At 42.3% G+C, this 17,953-nt stretch carries 15 protein-coding genes and 1 riboswitch; all 15 genes read left to right on the top strand.

Annotation, left to right across the window (positions count from 1 at the left end):
• Nucleotides 1–218 precede the first annotated feature (218 nt).
• The 15 genes from IWB18_RS04745 to IWB18_RS04675 all read left to right on the top strand — a co-directional run bounded on the left by IWB18_RS04745 (nucleotide 219) and on the right by IWB18_RS04675 (nucleotide 17,910).
• Nucleotides 219–737, top strand: a complete 519-nt coding sequence (locus IWB18_RS04745) for a shikimate kinase (protein WP_195682460.1) — start codon at nucleotides 219–221, stop codon at nucleotides 735–737.
• 51 nt (nucleotides 738–788) lie between these two features.
• On the top strand, nucleotides 789–1,667 hold the full coding sequence (gene aroE / locus IWB18_RS04740) for a shikimate dehydrogenase (protein WP_195682459.1): 879 nt from the start codon (nucleotides 789–791) through the stop codon (nucleotides 1,665–1,667).
• 81 nt (nucleotides 1,668–1,748) lie between these two features.
• Nucleotides 1,749–1,850, top strand: a riboswitch (purine riboswitch).
• Between the two features lie 51 nt (nucleotides 1,851–1,901).
• Nucleotides 1,902–3,017, top strand: a complete 1,116-nt coding sequence (locus tag IWB18_RS04735) for a BMP family ABC transporter substrate-binding protein (protein WP_195682458.1) — start codon at nucleotides 1,902–1,904, stop codon at nucleotides 3,015–3,017.
• A 66-nt stretch (nucleotides 3,018–3,083) separates the two neighbouring features.
• Nucleotides 3,084–4,604 carry an ABC transporter ATP-binding protein gene (locus IWB18_RS04730; protein WP_195682457.1) on the top strand — a complete coding sequence of 507 codons (1,521 nt, stop codon included), beginning with the start codon at nucleotides 3,084–3,086 and terminating at the stop codon, nucleotides 4,602–4,604.
• Nucleotides 4,601–5,668, top strand: coding sequence for an ABC transporter permease (locus IWB18_RS04725; RefSeq protein WP_195682456.1), 1,068 nt, complete (start codon nucleotides 4,601–4,603; stop codon nucleotides 5,666–5,668). Before IWB18_RS04730 ends, IWB18_RS04725 begins: the two co-directional genes overlap by 4 nt.
• Nucleotides 5,665–6,597 (top strand): ABC transporter permease, encoded by a 933-nt coding sequence (locus IWB18_RS04720; RefSeq protein ID WP_195682455.1) that lies wholly within the window; start codon nucleotides 5,665–5,667, stop codon nucleotides 6,595–6,597. The genes IWB18_RS04725 and IWB18_RS04720 overlap by 4 nt, the downstream gene beginning before the upstream one ends.
• A gap of 65 nt (nucleotides 6,598–6,662) precedes the next feature.
• Complete coding sequence (aroB, locus tag IWB18_RS04715) at nucleotides 6,663–7,730, top strand: 3-dehydroquinate synthase (RefSeq protein WP_195682454.1); 1,068 nt, start codon at nucleotides 6,663–6,665, stop codon at nucleotides 7,728–7,730.
• Nucleotides 7,731–7,744: 14 nt separating this feature from the next.
• Nucleotides 7,745–9,046 (top strand): 3-phosphoshikimate 1-carboxyvinyltransferase, encoded by a 1,302-nt coding sequence (gene aroA / locus IWB18_RS04710; RefSeq protein WP_195682453.1) that lies wholly within the window; start codon nucleotides 7,745–7,747, stop codon nucleotides 9,044–9,046.
• Nucleotides 9,024–10,109, top strand: a complete 1,086-nt coding sequence (aroC, locus tag IWB18_RS04705) for a chorismate synthase (protein WP_195682452.1) — start codon at nucleotides 9,024–9,026, stop codon at nucleotides 10,107–10,109. Before aroA ends, aroC begins: the two co-directional genes overlap by 23 nt.
• A 13-nt stretch (nucleotides 10,110–10,122) precedes the next feature.
• A complete protein-coding gene (locus tag IWB18_RS04700; RefSeq protein WP_195682451.1) occupies nucleotides 10,123–10,404 on the top strand; it encodes a chorismate mutase in 282 nt (93 codons plus the stop codon).
• Complete coding sequence (locus IWB18_RS04695; RefSeq protein WP_195682450.1) at nucleotides 10,401–10,589, top strand: hypothetical protein; 189 nt, start codon at nucleotides 10,401–10,403, stop codon at nucleotides 10,587–10,589. Before IWB18_RS04700 ends, IWB18_RS04695 begins: the two co-directional genes overlap by 4 nt.
• 88 nt (nucleotides 10,590–10,677) lie before the next feature.
• Entirely contained in the window at nucleotides 10,678–14,109 is a 3,432-nt protein-coding gene (locus IWB18_RS04690) for a pyruvate carboxylase (protein ID WP_195682449.1), read from the top strand.
• 141 nt (nucleotides 14,110–14,250) lie between these two features.
• Entirely contained in the window at nucleotides 14,251–15,111 is an 861-nt protein-coding gene (gene cdaA / locus IWB18_RS04685; RefSeq protein WP_225877763.1) for a diadenylate cyclase CdaA, read from the top strand.
• On the top strand, nucleotides 15,083–16,300 hold the full coding sequence (locus IWB18_RS04680) for a CdaR family protein (protein WP_195682448.1): 1,218 nt from the start codon (nucleotides 15,083–15,085) through the stop codon (nucleotides 16,298–16,300). Before cdaA ends, IWB18_RS04680 begins: the two co-directional genes overlap by 29 nt.
• A gap of 2 nt (nucleotides 16,301–16,302) precedes the next feature.
• Entirely contained in the window at nucleotides 16,303–17,910 is a 1,608-nt protein-coding gene (locus IWB18_RS04675) for an NAD(P)/FAD-dependent oxidoreductase (RefSeq protein ID WP_225877762.1), read from the top strand.
• The last annotated feature ends 43 nt before the right edge of the window (nucleotides 17,911–17,953 follow it).

Raw genomic sequence — 17,953 nt, 5'->3', positions numbered from 1 at the left:
CCTTATAGGTCTTTAACTGCTCTTGCGACAAAGTGATCCATCCTTTTTTCATATTTTCAGTTTAATAGAATGTGACATTTTATCAAGTGAATCTAAAGGTGACATTATCACAAGTTAACAACAATGTAATCTTATGTAATATTGTATAATGTTGCATCCTGATGTATAATATTCGGAAATATAAATAGAATCGATCTTTCAGACAAAGGTGGGAAAAGATGAAAAAAGGGCAAAATGTATATTTGATAGGCTTTATGGGTTCAGGTAAAAGTACTGTAGCCGAGTATCTTAGCAGATCGCTTAATTTGAAAAAATATGAAATGGACGAACTGATCGTGGCAAGGGAAAAAATGAGCATAGCCAAGATATTTGAACTGCACGGTGAGAAATACTTCCGGGACAGGGAAACGGAAGTGCTGGCAGAACTCCAAAATAAAGACAGGGCTGTGGTGTCGTGCGGAGGCGGAGTAGTGCTCAGGGACGAGAATGTAGAAATGATGAAGGAACACGGAAAGATAGTCTTGCTGCAGGCCAATCCCGAAACCATATATGAAAGAGTTAAAGACAGCGACGAGAGACCTGTTTTGAACGACAATATGAATGTTGGATTTATAAAGGAGCTAATGGAAAAGAGAAGCGCCCGCTACCTTGATTCGGCGGATGTGGTTGTTGAAACGGATGGAAAGATGATTTCGGAAATATGTGGAGAGATCAAGGATAAACTATCTTGGGATTAAATTCGGATATGTCGGGATATCGGAAAAAATAAATTTGTCAGGAGGATTTAGATGGAAAAGAGAATATCGGGAAAGACCAGGTTGATAGCTTTGATAGGAAGCCCTGTGGAACATTCGGGATCGCCTGCGTTGTATAATTTTGGCTTTGCACATCACGGATTGGATTATGCATATCTAGCTTTTGATATCAAAGTGGATCAAGTGCCGGAAGCGATCAAAGCGGCGCGATTGCTCAACATGCGGGGATTCAACGTAACCATGCCATGCAAAAATGAAGTTGCAAAGTACATGGATGAATTGTCGCCTGCCGCAAGGATAATCGGCGCAGTGAATACTGTAGTCAATGAAAACGGAAAGCTGGTGGGTCATATAACTGACGGACCGGGTTTTGTAAGAAATCTTAAAGAACATGGCGTGGGTGTCGAAAACAAAAAACTTGTTGTTTTGGGAGCAGGCGGAGCCGCTACTGCCATACAGGTCGAGTGTGCATTGTCCGGAGCTAAAGAAGTAACCATTTTCAACATGAGTGACGAATTCTTCACACGAGCTGAAGAAACTGCAAAAAAGATAGAAAATGAAGCGCCTGGATGCAAAGTGAAAGTTTGTCCCCTTGAAGACAGGAGTCTGCTTGCAGAAGAAATTGCGAAGGCGGATATCGTCGTAAACGGAACCGTCGCAGGAATGAAACCCAATGAGGATGTCAGCTTGGTTGACAAGGAAATGTTCATAAATATGCCTGTGGTAGTGGATGTGGTATACGATCCTAAAAAGACCAGGATGATGAGGGAAGCAGAAGAAATAGGTTGCGTGGTCATCGGCGGAGAGGGCATGCTTTTGTGGCAAGGGGTTGAAGCCTATAAATTGTACACGGGTCTGGATATGCCTGTAGAAGAATATCGCAGGTTTCAAAGCGAACAGCAAAACAAGTGATTTAAGACAATTATAATTCATTAAAAAGATTGATATTGGACAGGAAAAACACTATAATGTAAATGTCGAATATTAAAGCTTTAAAAATAAAAAATGTACGTCCGTATAAGTTTGGCAATAAGGGCTAAACGTTTCTACAGGGTCGCCGTAAACTACCCTGCTACGGAGTGTTTAATCTGCTTTCTTATATGACGGATTTTTGTTTTTAGGCAAAAAAACGTTAGGGGGAAGGAAATGAAAAAATTAGTTATTCTCTTTTTGGTTCTAGCCATGGTTTCCACCATGATCTTGGGTTGTTCATCCGATAATGGGGACAATGGCAACGGGAACGGAACCGAAGAACAATTAGTAGTGGGCTTTATTTATGTAGGGCCTACAAATGACGGCGGTTACACAACGGCACATGACAACGGAAGATTATTTATGGAGCAGGAACTTGGAGACAAGGTAAAAACCATCTATAAAGAAAGCGTTCCGGAAGACAAAGGTGAAGTTGTGAAAGTTATCCGAGAAATGGTGGATCAGGGAGCAGAGATCGTTTTTGCCACCAGTTTTGGTCACATGGACGGACTTATAGAAGCTGCTGCAGAATTTCCGGAAGTTACTTTTTCACATTGCTCCGGATATCAAACAGCTGACAATGCAACAAATTACTTTGGAAGAATGTATCAGGCAAGATACCTTTCAGGGATCGTTGCAGGCATGAAAACAGAGACAAACAAGATAGCGTACGTAGCTGCTTTCCCAATTCCTGAAGTAATTCGTGGGATCAATGCATTCACTTTAGGTGCTCAATCAGTAAATCCGGATGTGGAAGTCCACGTTAGATGGACAAACACCTGGTATGATCCTGCCAGCGAAAAAGCTGCCGCAGAAGCACTGCTTGACGAAGGTTGCGACGTTACAGCACAACATCAGGACTCTACTGCTACAATGGTAGCGGCTGAGGAAGCAGGCGCATTCTCCATTGGATACAACGTCAGCTCTGAAGAAGCAGTTCCAAAGGCCTACATGACGGCACCACTCTGGAACTGGGGAGAATACTACTTGACTGCTGTTCAAGAAGTTTTGGACGGCACATGGACAAACACTCCATACTGGGGCGGAATGTATGAAGGTATCGTGACACTGGATGAATTGACTGCCTTGGCGCCTGAAGGCGCTGCTGAAGCCGTTGAAGCTGCCGAGCAAAAGATTGTTTCCGGTGACTTTGATGTATTCTACGGTCCTGTCTTGAACCAAGCCGGTGAAGAAATAGTAAAAGCCGGAGAAAAAATGTCGGATGCAGACATGCTTTCAATGAATTGGTTTGTTAAAGGTGTTGTAGGAACCATACCGGCCAGCAACTAAATTTTAGAAAATAAATAATGAGGGGCAAGGGCAACCTTGTCCCTTTAATTAACAAAGGTGATGTAGATGGAAAATATATTGGTGGAAATGAATTCGATCTCGAAAAGTTTTGGAAGCGTTCAAGCCTTGGATAAAGTGGAATTGACCCTGGTAGGAGGGGAAGTGCATTCCCTTTTGGGCGAAAATGGTGCCGGAAAGAGTTCGCTGATGAATATTTTGGCGGGGATATACACTCCCGATACCGGAAACATCAAAATCAGAGGGAAACAGGTTGATATTTCATCACCAAAAGTTGCCATAGATCTAGGGATTGGGATGATACACCAGCACTTCAAGCTTGTTGAGGTTTTGACGGCAAAGGAAAACATAGTTGCCGGATACGACAAGGAATTTTTTATAAAGGGATCCAAACTGTCAGAAAAAATAAAAAATATTTCTTTAAAGTATGGCTTGGAAATCGATCCCGACAAAAAAATTTACGACATGTCTGTGGCTGAAAAACAGAGGGTAGAGATATTGAAAGTATTATACAGAGGGGCTGAGATCCTTATTTTGGATGAGCCTACAGCTGTGCTTACACCCCAGGAGACCGAGAAACTTTTTGACATTATACGAAACATGACCCAAATGGGCTGTGCCGTGGTCATAATAACCCATAAACTAAACGAGGTAATGGAAATCAGCGACGTCGTTACGGTATTGCGAAAGGGTAAATACATTTCCACGGTCAAAAAAACAGAAACTGACACCAATGAGCTGACGAAGATGATGGTGGGTAAAGCTGTGGATTTATCGATAGAACGTCCCCCGGTGGGAGAAAGAAAGAAAATTCTTGAAGTTTTGAATCTGAGTGCACTGAAGAGCGACAAGACCAAGGCTCTTGACGATATAAATTTTGAGATGTACACAGGAGAAATACTTGGCGTGGCGGGTATTGCCGGCAGTGGTCAAAAGGAGCTTTGTGAAGCGCTGGCAGGACTTTATCCCATAACCCAAGGGGATGTCGTATACCAGGGGGAAAGCATTCTTGGAAAGAATCCCAGGGAAATAATAAAGATGGGCATCAGCATGAGTTTTGTTCCGGAAGACAGATTGGGCATGGGATTGGTGGCATCAATGAACATTGTGGACAATATACTGCTTAAGGAATATCAAAAGCAGGAAGGCCTAATAATATCCAGAAGACCTTCAAAGGAAAAAGCGCAAATCATCGTGGACAAGTTGAACATCTCCACCCCGAGTACTGATTCGCATCCGGTAAGGCTGCTATCTGGTGGAAACATCCAAAAAGTTCTATTGGGCAGGGAGATAGAATCAAACCCCCATGTGATAATAACGGCTTATCCAACCAGAGGTCTGGATATAGGATCTTCGTACCTGATATACGATTTGCTGAATGAACAGAAGAAGCAGAATGTGGCTCTTTTGTATGTTGGAGAGGATCTGGACGTATTGATGGAATTGTGTGACAGGATACTGGTCATGTGCAACGGAAAAATCACTGGTATAGTGGACGGCCAGGAAGCGGACAGGGAGAAAATCGGCTTGATGATGTCCGGTGCATACAAGGAGGAAATCGGCTTATGAGAATTGCAAAACGGAGTGAGCTCACAAAGGTGCAGATCGTATTAGTGAGATTGGCCGCAGTTGTGGGGGCATTGATTTTCGGAGGTGTATTTCTGATAATCCTCGGAGAAAATCCTCTCACTATATATACTTCCATGATAGACGGGGGCTTGGGGTCCTTTTTCAGGTTTCGTGAAACAGTAAATTTGACTATACCGCTATTGATAACGTCCCTTGGAGTAATGGTGGCGTTTAAGATGAGGTTTTGGAATATAGGAGCGGAAGGGCAGATATTCATGGGGGCATTTGCGGCCTCGTACTTTGCCTTGAATTTTGCTTACTTGCCAAAAATCGTGTTGCTGCCGTTGATGGGCTTGGCAGCCATGGTTTCCGGTGGGATATGGCTGTTGATACCGGCCTGGTTCAAGGCGAAATTTGGAACGAATGAGACCCTGTTTACTTTAATGCTCAATTATATAGCACTCAAGTGGGTCACCTATCTTCAATACAGCCTGTGGAAAGATCCAGCGGGCATGGGCTTTCCAAAAATACCGAGTTTTGAAGAAAATGCCTTGCTGCCCAAAATACTGGGCATTCATGTGGGATGGGTAATTGCATTATTGTTGATATACTTGGCCTACATTTATTTGAATCATACCAAGACAGGTTACGAGATCGCAGTGATTGGAGAAAGTGAAGATACTGCGAGGTATGCGGGAATAGACATAAAAAGGGTCATTCTCAAGACCATGTTTCTGAGCGGAGGGATTTGCGGGTTGGTAGGCATGATCCAGGCTTCGGGAATAAGTGGTACACTTTCTGTCGATTTGAGTGGTGGAGTAGGTTTTACAGCAATTATTACCGCCTGGTTGTCAGGATTGAATCCGGTCATGGTTGGCATAGTGTCATTTTTATTTGCCATGCTCAGACAGGGAGGATCATTTATCCAAACAGCTTATGAGATCCCGGCATCTGCGGCGGAGATCCTTCAGGCACTTATATTATTCTTTGTTTTGGCAAGCGAGTTTTTCGTAAGATATAAATTTGTTTTGTCACATAAGCATGGAACGGGGGTAAAAAAATGAATATGATATCATTTTTCAGCGCAATGGTCCAAGCAGGGACTCCCCTGTTGTTTGCAACGGTAGGAGAAATTTTTAGTCAAAAGGTCGGCCATCTGAATCTGGGGCTTGAAGGAATGATGCTCATGGGAGCAGTAACTGGTTTCGCAGTGGGTTATGGCACTTCCAATCCGCTATTGGCAATAGTTGCAGCTGCTCTTGCAGGTATGGCCGGTGCGCTTATTTATGCCATTATCACCGTATCACTTAAGGCCAATCAGGAAGTGACAGGGTTGACTCTGACGATATTTGGTACGGGATACGCCAGTTTTGCCGGCAACAAATATGTGGGATACAAACTGCCTGAAGGAGTCAGCAGTGTGTTTGCAAAAACTCCTTTTCCGATTTTAAGTGATATTCCCGTGATTGGCGAGATATTTTTTGATCAAAGCATATTGGTGTATTTTTCATATGTAATGGTAATTTTTTTGGGGATCGTTTTGTACAAGACAAAGTACGGTTTGAATCTCAGGATGGTTGGAGAGAATCCAGCAGCGGCAGATGCCAGCGGAATAAATGTGAATAGATACAAATATTTTTATATTTTGCTCGGAGGAGCTTTGTCAGGTCTGGGTGGAGCATTCTTGTCCTTGTCCTACATACCTGTCTGGCAGGAAAATATCACGGCGGGAAAAGGATGGATAGCTGTGGCACTAGTAATATTTGCCACATGGAATCCGTATAGGGCAATAGTGGGTTCGTACTTTTTCGGCGGTTTGGATATAATAGGCTACAGACTGCAAAAATTTGAACTGCCAATACCCATTTACATCATAAATATGTTGCCGTATGCAGCCACTATTTTGGTTCTGGTGCTCATGTCCATTAAAAAGAGCAAGGAGAACAAGGCGCCGGGTTCCGTGGGCAAGGCTTATTTTAGAGAAGAAAGGTAGTCGATAGGGTTTCTGTGCGAAACCCTATTGTGTTATAATTAGAAAAAATATTTTAAGGGGGAGTCATGGTGGAAGGTATCAATGTTGAGGTCCATAGGGACTATAAATATACCATAGATGTATCAAAGGGAATCTTGGATAAATTGGAAAGGTACCGGAATCTTTTTTTCAGATATGAAAAAGTGGTTATCATCACTGATGAAAACGTAGCCCCTCTTTATCTCAAAAAAGTTGAAAGACAAATAGAAAAATTCGGGTGCAAGACTCAAGAGATAATAATACCACCTGGAGAATCCAGCAAAAGTTTATCCATGGCGGAAGAAATCTATCATCACTTCTCCGAATACAACCTAACCCGAAGTGATGCGGTTATAGCTCTCGGTGGAGGAGTTGTCGGAGATTTGGCGGGTTTTTGTGCATCCACCTATCTTAGAGGTGTTGATTTCATTCAAATTCCCACCACTTTGCTTGCTCAAGTTGACAGCAGCATAGGCGGCAAAGTAGGAGTCAATCTGACCAAGGGGAAAAATCTGGTGGGAAGCTTTTATCAACCGAAATCGGTAATAGTCGATCCCAGATCCTTAAAAACACTCAAGGACAGGATATTCAACGACGGCATGGCTGAAGTAATAAAATACGGATGCATATATGACAAGACCTTGTTTAACAAACTATATCAAAGTACAGCGGAAGAACTGACCAAAGATTTGGAAAATACCATAGCGACCTGCTGTTCTATAAAAAAAGAAGTAATTGAAGAAGATGAACGGGAAACCGGTCTTAGAAAAATTTTGAATTTCGGGCACACTTTGGGACATGTGTTGGAGACTTATTTCAACTATCAGAAGTATACCCACGGAGAAGCTGTGGCTATAGGAATGTATCATATTACCGTAAAAAGTGAAAAAAAAGGAATAACCAAATACGGTACATCAGATAAAATCAAAGAAATATTGATAAAAAACGGGCTGCCTTATACCATGCCTTATCTGGAACAGGAAAAGATAGAGGAGATCCTGTTTAGAGATAAGAAATTCAGTGGAGACAAGATCACCCTGGTACTATTAAAAGAAATCGGTGAATCGGTTCTTTACAGCATGGATAAAAATCAACTTGTTGAATTTATAATATAAAGGAGAAATCATACATGAAGATAGTCGAAATAACTCCCTCAACGTTAATGGGTACAGTGAACATCCCGCCTTCAAAAAGCATGAGTCACAGAAGCATTTTTTGTGCGGCATTGAGCGATGGGATCAGCAACATTAAAAATGTTCTCTTGTCCGAAGATATTAAAGCTACATGTGAAAGCATGGAAGCCTTGGGTGCGAAGATCAAATATAAAAAAACAGATGACAAACGGGAAATTTACCATCTTAGGATCCAGGGAACTCCAAGACCAAAATTAAAGAAAGAAAAAATAGATTGCGGTGAATCAGGCTCGACCATCAGATTTATAATACCTTTACTGGCACTGTTGGATGAACGGGTCACAGTGACCGGAAGAGGAAGACTTGTCAGCAGGCCTTTGGATTCTTACTATGAGATATTCGATCAGAAAAAAATTTATTACACAAATAAGTACGGTGAATTGCCTTTAACAATAAAAGGGATGCTGGAATCTGGGATATACGAGCTTAAGGGAGATGTAAGCTCGCAGTTCATTACCGGTCTGATGTTTGCATTGCCCCTTGTCAAGGGAGACTCAAAAATCGTTATAACCACCGATCTCGAGAGCAAGCCCTATGTGGATATGACCATTGAAATGTTGACCAGGTTTGGAATAGAGATAGTCAACAATGATTACAGAGAGTTCATGATTAAAGGCAACCAGCAATATCAAGGTGCCGACTACAGTGTGGAAGGAGATTTTTCACAAGCGGCATTTTGGCTGAGCGCAGGTGTTTTGGGCGGCGAAATATACAGCAATGATCTGAAATTTGATTCTCTTCAAGGTGACAAGGCCATTGTAGACATAATTGGCAAAATGGGAGGAAACATAGAAAAACTTCTATTGGGTTACAAGACCACTAGGTCAAATCTTCACGGTACCACAGTCGATGCCTCCCAGTGTCCCGACCTGGTTCCCATAGTAAGCGTATTGGCGGCTTTGGGAGACGGTATGACTGAAGTTGTCAACGCAAAGAGACTTAGAATAAAGGAGTCGGACAGACTCGATGCCATAACGCAGGTCTTGACCACTTTGGGAGCGGACATTGCACAATATACGGACGGACTTATAATTAGAGGCAAAAGCAAATTGAAAGGCGGAGAAGTTGACAGTTTCAACGATCACAGGATAGCCATGGCTGCTGCCATCGCTTCGATCAGATGCGAAGAGAAAGTCATCGTAAGGAATGCACAGAGTGTAAATAAATCTTACCCAAATTTTTGGGAGGATTTTGCAGGCCTTGGAGGTGTGATCAATGAGCTCGAACACGGGGAGTAAAATCAAATTCTCGCTTTTTGGAGAATCCCATGGAGTAGCCATAGGCGGAGTGATCGACGGGTTGCCGGCGGGATTTGAGATCGATCTTGAATATATTGAAAAGGAAATGGCCAGAAGAAAACCCGGCCAGGATCCCTATAGCACTAAACGAAGTGAAGATGATCAGGTTGAAATTTTGAGCGGTTATTTTAACGGGAAAACCACCGGTACCCCTTTGGCGTTCATAATAAGAAACAAGGACAACAGGTCAAAAGATTACTCCAGCCTCAAGAATTTGGCCAGGCCGGGTCATGCAGACTATACGGGTTTGATAAGATACGATGGTTATAATGACTACAGAGGGGGAGGTCATTTCTCCGGAAGGATAACTGCACCGCTAGTTTTTTATGGTGCCATCGCAAAACAGTATGTATTTGAAAATTACGGGATAAGGATTTTCAGCAAAATAGACAGGATTGGCGAAGTAGAAGATGCTAAAATGGATTATCTTGATATGGATCCTGACAAATTTCTTCAGGTTATTCGGGATAAGAAAATCCCGGTATTGAATCAGGATGCAGGGGAAGCCATGAAGAAAGAAATCGAAGCGGCCAGGCTAGATCAGGATTCGGTGGGAGGAATAATCGAGTGCGTTGGACTAAATGTGCCGCCGGGCTTGGGAAATCCCTTTTTTGACTCATTGGAAAGCTCCATTGCCAGGTTGATATTTTCAGTGCCGGCGACAAAAGGACTTGAATTTGGAACGGGATTTGATTTGACCCGAATGAGGGGTTCAAAAGCAAACGATGTAATGTATTACGACGATAATATGAGAATGAAAACACGAACAAATAACAACGGGGGGATCCTGGGTGGGATCACCAACGGCATGCCCGTGGTGTTCAGAGTTGGGATCAAACCTACACCTTCGATTTCAAGAGAACAGGAAACCATCGATATGGATAAAAAAGAAAACGCCAAGTTGGAAATAACCGGCAGACACGATCCCTGCATAGTCCCTAGAGCGTTGCCGGTGATCGAGAGTTGTCTGGCTATTTCGCTAATGGAACTCTTGGTGGTTTAAAATGGAGGTTTGGATGGAAGATTTAAATATACTTCGAAACAAGATAGATGAGATAAATGAAGAATTAAGAAGATTGTTTTTGGAAAGAATGAAAATTTCCAAAGCAGTAGTTGAGTTCAAGATGAAAAGCGGTATGGAGATATTTGATTCGGAGAGGGAGAAGGAAGTTATAGAAAAGGTCCTGGGCATGGATGACTCCAAAGAAATGAAACCATATTTAGATGAATTTTTTACGAATCTGATGGAGATAAGCAGGGAGTATCAGCAGGAAGTCAGAGACAAGGAGAAGAAATGAAATATTATGCAATAACTGCAGTGATTTTCATTCTGGGATTTATAGTGGTGACGAGAATGTCCAACATGATATACAAAAGCCAGAGGTACAAGGATGCCCTTGATAGAAAATTCAACTTTGATGAAATCTGCGAGGATAACGATCAGGACTTGTCAGCAGATAAAAATTCGGATGATGACGAATAAATATTCAATAGTCGGTTAAATTGTTCTTTTTTTAATACAAAAATTCTGATAAAATAATAGAAATACCTATAAATAAAGGAGGCGCAAAATGAAGAAGTTTAAAAAGGTCTTAATAGCCAACAGAGGCGAAATAGCCATAAGAATAATTAGAGCTTGCCAAGAACTTGGAATTGCCACTGTGGCAATTTACGCCGAGGAAGACAAACTTTCACTTTTTAGAAGAAAAGCAGACGAGGCCTATCTGATAGAAGACCATAGAGGTCCTGTGGACGCTTACCTTAATATGGACAAGATAATAGAATTGGCACAAAAGAAAGAAGTGGATGCAATACATCCGGGTTATGGATTTTTATCCGAAAATCCGGAATTTGCAAGAAAATGCGAGTCTAAAGGTATAACTTTTATAGGACCGGATCATGTAATGATGAACCAACTTGGAGATAAAATCAGATCCAAGATCCAGGCCAACAAAGTAGGCGTGCCTACTATCCCAGGGGTGGAAAAACCCATAGAGACTGACGAAGAGGCTATGGAATTTGCCAGAATAGCCGGGTATCCCATAATGTTAAAGGCGGCCGCTGGTGGCGGTGGACGTGGAATGAGGATCGTAAAGGATGAAAAAAACCTCCTCAGGGAATTCCATTCTGCAAGAAGTGAAGCTTTCAAGGCATTTGGCAGCGGAGAGATCTTCATCGAGAAGTACCTTGAGACTCCAAAACACATAGAAGTTCAGGTTTTAGGAGACAACTACGGCAATATAGTTCATTTATTCGAGAGAGACTGTTCCATCCAGAGAAGACATCAAAAGCTTATTGAGTTCACTCCGTCGCAAAGCATCAACGACGAACAAAGGGAAAAAATATGTGAAGATGCCATCAAGCTGGCGAAATCGGTTAACTATAGGAATGCAGGAACCGTTGAGTTTTTGGTGGACAAAAAGGGAGATCACTACTTTATCGAAATGAATCCAAGGATCCAGGTGGAACATACGGTGACGGAACTTGTAACAGGCATTGACATCGTACATGCCCAGATATTGATTGCACAAGGCCATTCATTGATGTCGGAGGCCATCGGGATAGCTGATCAGGAAAGCGTGGTCATGCGAGGAGCGGCGATCCAGTGCAGAATAACCACAGAAGATCCTCAAAACAATTTCATGCCTGACACGGGAAAACTTGAAGTCTACAGGACAGGATCGGGCAATGGAGTAAGGCTTGACGGCGGTAACGGATTCACAGGGGCGGTAATATCCCCTTATTACGACAGCCTGCTGGTCAAGACAACCGCATTTGGAAGAACTTTCGAGGAAACTAGAAGAAAGGCGCTAAGAGCGGTTAAAGAACATGAAATCGATGGGGTCAAAACCAACAAAGATTTTATAATCAACGTTCTGGAACACGAGACTTTTATAGAAGGCAACTGCGATACCAATTTCATAGACAATCATCCGGAGCTATTCAAGTTGGATTCAACAACTGCAGGGGATGAAGTGAGACTTCTCAGATTTATAGGCAACAAAGTCGTAAACGAAACTTTTGGCAACAAGAGAGACTTTGACAAGCCTGTTATCCCAAAATACGATGAGAGTAAATCTCTTTACGGAACAAAGCAGATCCTTGACGAAAAAGGACCGGAAGGTCTGGTGGAGTGGATAAAAGACCAAAAGCAGCTTTTATTGACGGACACTACTTTTAGAGATGCACACCAATCGCTTTTGGCAACAAGAGTGAGAAGCAGAGACATGATAAAAGTGGCAAAATCCACGGCACACCTTGCAAATGACTTGTTTTCTCTGGAAATGTGGGGTGGAGCCACATTTGATGTAAGCTACAGGTACTTGAAAGAATCACCGTGGAAAAGACTTTCAGAATTAAGGGAAAGGATCCCGAATATACTTTTCCAAATGTTGCTTAGGGGCTCCAATGCTGTTGGATATAAAAATTATCCCGACAATTTGATACGGGAATTCGTTAAAGAAGCTGCACAAAGCGGTATAGACGTATTCAGGATATTTGACTCATTGAATTGGCTGGAAGCCACCAAGGTATCTGTTGAAGAAGTTCTAAAACAAAACAAGGTAGCCGAGGTGAGTATCTGTTATACAGGCGATATTCTAGATGAGTCCAGAACCAAGTACAACCTTGATTATTACGTGAGAAAAGCAAAAGAGATTGAATCCATGGGAGCTCATATCATTGCAATTAAGGACATGTCCGCATTGCTAAAGCCTGCAGCTGCTCACAAACTCATAACTACATTGAAGCAGGAAGTCAAATTGCCGATACACCTTCACACTCACGATACTACCGGAAATGGAGTGGCAACTCTTCTTATGGCGGCAATGGCAGGAGTCGACATAGTGGATACTGCAATAAACGGAATGAGCGGACTTACAAGTCATCCAGCTTTGAATTCAATAGTGGCTGCGGTGGAAAATACTGACAGACAGACTAAAATGGATCTTGACAATCTGCAGATGCTTTCAGATTATTGGACCACGGTCAGGGATGTTTACCATGAATTTGAATCCGGCCTTAAATCCAGCTCCACAGAGATCTACAAATATGAAATACCAGGTGGCCAGTATTCAAACTTGAAGGCACAGGTGGAAAGCTTTGGGCTTGGACATAAATTCAAGGAAGTCAAGGAGATGTTCGTAGAGGCCAATGAACTTTTTGGAGATATTGTCAAGGTTACCCCTTCATCCAAGGCAGTAGGCGATATGGCAATATTCATGGTTCAAAACGAATTGAACAAGGAAAATATATACGAAAAAGGCAAGGATATGGCTTATCCCGATTCAGTCAGGGATTTCTTCAAGGGTATGATGGGACAGCCAGAGGGCGGGTTCAACGAAAGACTTCAATCCATTGTGCTTAAAGGTGAAAAACCAATAATGGTAAGGCCTGGAACCCTTCTTCCCGATGTGGATTTCGATGAAATAACAGCTGAGTATAAAAAAGATTTCAATCTTGAACTGGACCAAAAGGATCTTTTGGCGGCTGCTTTGTATCCAAAGGTTTTCAGAGAGTACGTGGAGTACATGTGTGTAAACGACGAGTACATGAGAATGGAAAGTGATGTTTTCTTCCACGGATTGAAAGTTGGGGAGGTTTCCCAAATAGAAATGGGCTCTGGTAAAAGCTATGTTGTAAAGCTTGTGGACATCGGCAAAATCAACGATCAGGGAATGAGACCTGTTGTATTTGAAGTTGACGGATTTAGAAGAGAAATATTCATAGAAGACACCAAATCATTTTTAGCCCAAACAAGAGACGCCCACAAACAGGTGGACAAGAATGACCCATACCAGGTTGGGTCCAGCATACCGGGTACAGTGGTAAATGTATTGGTCAATGAGGGTGATGAAGTTAAGGTCAATCAACCTCTGATGATAATAGAGGCCATGAAAATGGAAACTGAGATCGTCAGCAGCGTTGATGGCATCGTAGAAAAAGTTTACGCTCAAAAAGGGCAATCAGTAAAATCGGGAGAACTTGTCATACAACTGGTTTAAACGAGTAGGAAACCGGCTTAACAGCTGGTTTTTTACTGTATCCGGCCATATTTGCGATAACTTGTTGTAAAAAATTACTTTAGGTATGCTATAGTTATTATAAGGAAGAATTTTAGGGAAAATAAAAAGGGAGTGACCTTATTGGCACAGGTTCAAGATTTTATAATGAATCTTTCAGTTTTGATAAAACCATCGAGCGTAATAGACATTCTTATTGTGGCTTTCGTGATATATAAAATAATAGGATGGATAACCGACACCCAAGCCGAACAGGTAGCCAAAGGTGTAGTTGTCTTGCTTTTATCCACACAACTTAGCGAATGGTTTGGGCTTCACACCGTCAATTTTTTGCTGAGAAATCTTATGACGGTTGGATTTATCGCACTTATTATAGTTTTTCAGCCTGAGCTTAGACGAGCTTTGGAACATATAGGAAGAACCAGCTTTTTCAGGACTAAATGGATGGAAAATGTAACGGAAACAAAAAAAACGATCGAGGAGATAGTCGAGGCCGTCAAGCACATGTCCGATGAAAAAACGGGAGCACTCATTGTCTTGGAACGTGATACGGGTCTGGAGGATATTATTTCTACCGGAACCAGGCTTGATTCGGCTGTAAGTGCGGAACTTCTAATGAACATTTTCACACCCAATACGCCGCTTCATGATGGAGCAGTCATTATACGCATACAGGAAAATCGATTGAAGGCGGCATCGTGCCTTTTACCACTGACCGAGAACAAAAATGTTAGCAAGACCCTGGGTACGAGACATAGAGCGGCAATGGGAATGTCTGAAAACTCCGATGCGATAATTTTGATTGTTTCGGAAGAATCAGGTGTTATTTCATATGCAAACACAGGAAAGTTATATCGGTATCTTGATGCAAATTCCCTGAAGGAATTCTTAACGGAAGAATTCGTTGCAAAGGAAGATAAAAGCTTGAAGATTAAGTTCTGGGGGACGCAAAATAATGAAAAAAACAAAGAAGAGCAACAGTAGGACCAACGTAAAGATCGTAATCTCGCTGATCATTGCGTTTGTCTTGTGGGTCTATGTCATAGGAGACCAGGATCCGAAGGTAAATCAAAGATACAATAATATAAGAGTGACGATCAATAATGAGGAAGCTCTTGAAGAAAAAGGACTGATAATTTCCCAGGATCTGGATTTTAACGTAGACATAACGCTCAATGGCAGGACCAGCACTTTATACAATATGGAGTGGAGGGATATTACAGCTTCTATCGATCTGGATCCAATTGAAGACAAAGGCACTTACAGTCTTCCAGTCCGGATAGAAGGGATCCCGGAGTTGATCGACCTTGTAAATGTAAGCCCGGCCAACATCACCGTGGACGTGGATAGGCTGAGCGAGCAAAGCAGGGATATCAAAGTCGATTTTGTCGGTGAATTGGAAGATGGTCTGCAACTGTTGGATTACAGCACCAACCCGGGCAGTGTGGCAGTTAAAGGCGGTGAGAATGTCCTGGCTAAAATCAACAGGATCGCAACGTCAGTTGATTTGACAGGCAAAACCAAAGAGTTTACTCAGCGAGTATCGCTTGCCGCTTATGACGAAAGGGGAACGGAACTTACAGATGTGACCATATCTCCTTCGGAAATTTCGGTAACGGCAAAAATCGGAAAAAATTATGATGTAGAAATAATCCCGGAAACAACGGGTGAGCCGGCAGAAGGTTTTGCTATTAAAGAAATAACGGTAGAACCGTCAAAAATAACGGTAGGATCAGAAGTTGCATCAAATTTGACCCAGATAAAAACCGAACCCATCAATTTGAACGGTTTGGACAAAGATGCTGAAGTGGAAGCAGAACTGATCTTTCCGGATGGGATCGAGTCTTCTGATGGAGAGAATAAAGTCGTAGTTAAAATTTATGTTGAAGAAATAGAAGCCAGAGAATTTTCGGTGTCGACTTTCGAGTTGCGAAACAGGCCGGAGGGTGTTAATGTTTCAGAGTATCCGGAAGGAAACAATTTTATTGTTAATTTGTCTGGAGCCAAAAGCATCATAGATGGCTTGAATCAGTCTCAAATACAATTGTACATAGACCTTGCAGGGGCGGTGACAGGAGAATCTGAATACGATTTGAGTATGGAAGCCATTGACAAGATAAATGTTATATCCATAGATCCTGAAAAGATAACTTTATTGTTGGAAGAGGAATAGATATGGTTTATTATTACATGTTAAAGAATTTCAAGATAAATATAGATGCGCATCCTAAAGATCCGGGTGATATATTGCCCGATCTTTTAAATTTGGATCCACAGGATATCCTGTCATGGAAAATCAAATCAAAATCCATCGATGCCAGAAAAAAGAATACTGTCGGGATTTTCGTTTTATACAGTTTTTTTCTCGAGCTCAAAAAAAGACCGGCACAGAGCCGAAGGCAGAAGTTTACATTGGAAGAAACGGATAAGCCGGTGCATGTAAATGAGAGAGGCTTTGTTTGTAAAAATCCTTTAAAGCCTCCTATAGTAGTAGGGTTTGGGCCGGCAGGTCTGTTTGCTGCTTTGAAGCTGGCCGAAGCAGGTTTGAATCCAGTTGTGTTCGAGCGGGGAAAGTCTGTGGAGGACAGGGTCAAAGATGTGGAAGCTTTCTGGAATGAAGGGCGTTTGAATGTAAACAGCAACGTTCATTTTGGTGAAGGGGGTGCAGGAACATTTTCCGACGGTAAATTGACCACCAGGGTCAAGAGTCCTTTAAGTGGTGAGGTACTTAGATGTTTTTATGAAAATGGAGCTCCTGAAGAAATACTGTACCTTAATAAACCACATATAGGTACTGACAAGCTCCGTGGAGTTATCAGCGGGATCCGCAAGCAAATTGAAAATTTGGGCGGGAAAGTCAACTTTTCTTCTCGAATCACTGATATAATCACGGAAAACGGCAAAGCCGTAGGGCTGGAGATAGATGGCGGCGATTCCATATACAGCGACGACATCATCCTGGCTACCGGCCATAGTGCCAACGATGTATACAGAATGCTTATTGAAAAAAAGGTGTTTGTGGAGCCCAAGTCATTTGCCATAGGAGTAAGGATAGAACATCCCTCAGAAATGATAAATAAAAATCAATATGGGAAATATCACAGAAGCAACATTCTGGGTGCAGCTTCCTATCAGTTGTCATACAGGGATAAATACTCCGGCAGAGGTGTGTACTCTTTTTGCATGTGCCCGGGAGGACTTGTCGTTGGTTCATCTTCAGAAGAATCTACTTTGGTGGTAAACGGCATGAGTTACCACAGTAGAAACGGAAATAATTCCAATAGCGCCATAATAGTTACTGTTAATCCCTCCGACTACGGCAACGAGCCATTGGGAGCTTTGGACTATCTGCATAATTGGGAAAGCAGGGCTTTTCTTGAAGGCGGAAGTGACTACAATGCACCTGTACAGCTTGCAGGAGATTTTTTAGAACGGAATATCAGTACACATTTGGGAGACGTAGAGCCAACCTGCCCACCGGGAGTCAGGTTTGGTGATCTTGATGCCTGTCTTCCAGATTATGTGACCAATCCCATCAGAAATGCCCTGATTGATTTTGATCGTAAAATACCGGGATTTGCAAGAAGGGATGCAGTATTGACAGGTGTGGAGACCAGGACATCCGCACCCATGAGGATAACCAGAAGTGCTGAAACGATGGAATCCTTGAACTTGCGGAATCTTTATCCCTGTGGTGAAGGAGCCGGTTATGCAGGGGGAATAATGAGTGCATCCATAGATGGAATAAAGACTGCTCTAAAAATAATAGAAAAATACATGTAAGATGGAATATATTTCCTTGTTACACAAAAACTAGTGAGATATA

The organism is Alkalibacter mobilis (assembly GCF_015594845.1).
GTDB classification, from domain to species: Bacteria; Bacillota; Clostridia; order Eubacteriales; family Alkalibacteraceae; genus Alkalibacter; species Alkalibacter mobilis.
This window is presented reverse-complemented; position numbering and strand designations above follow the sequence as displayed.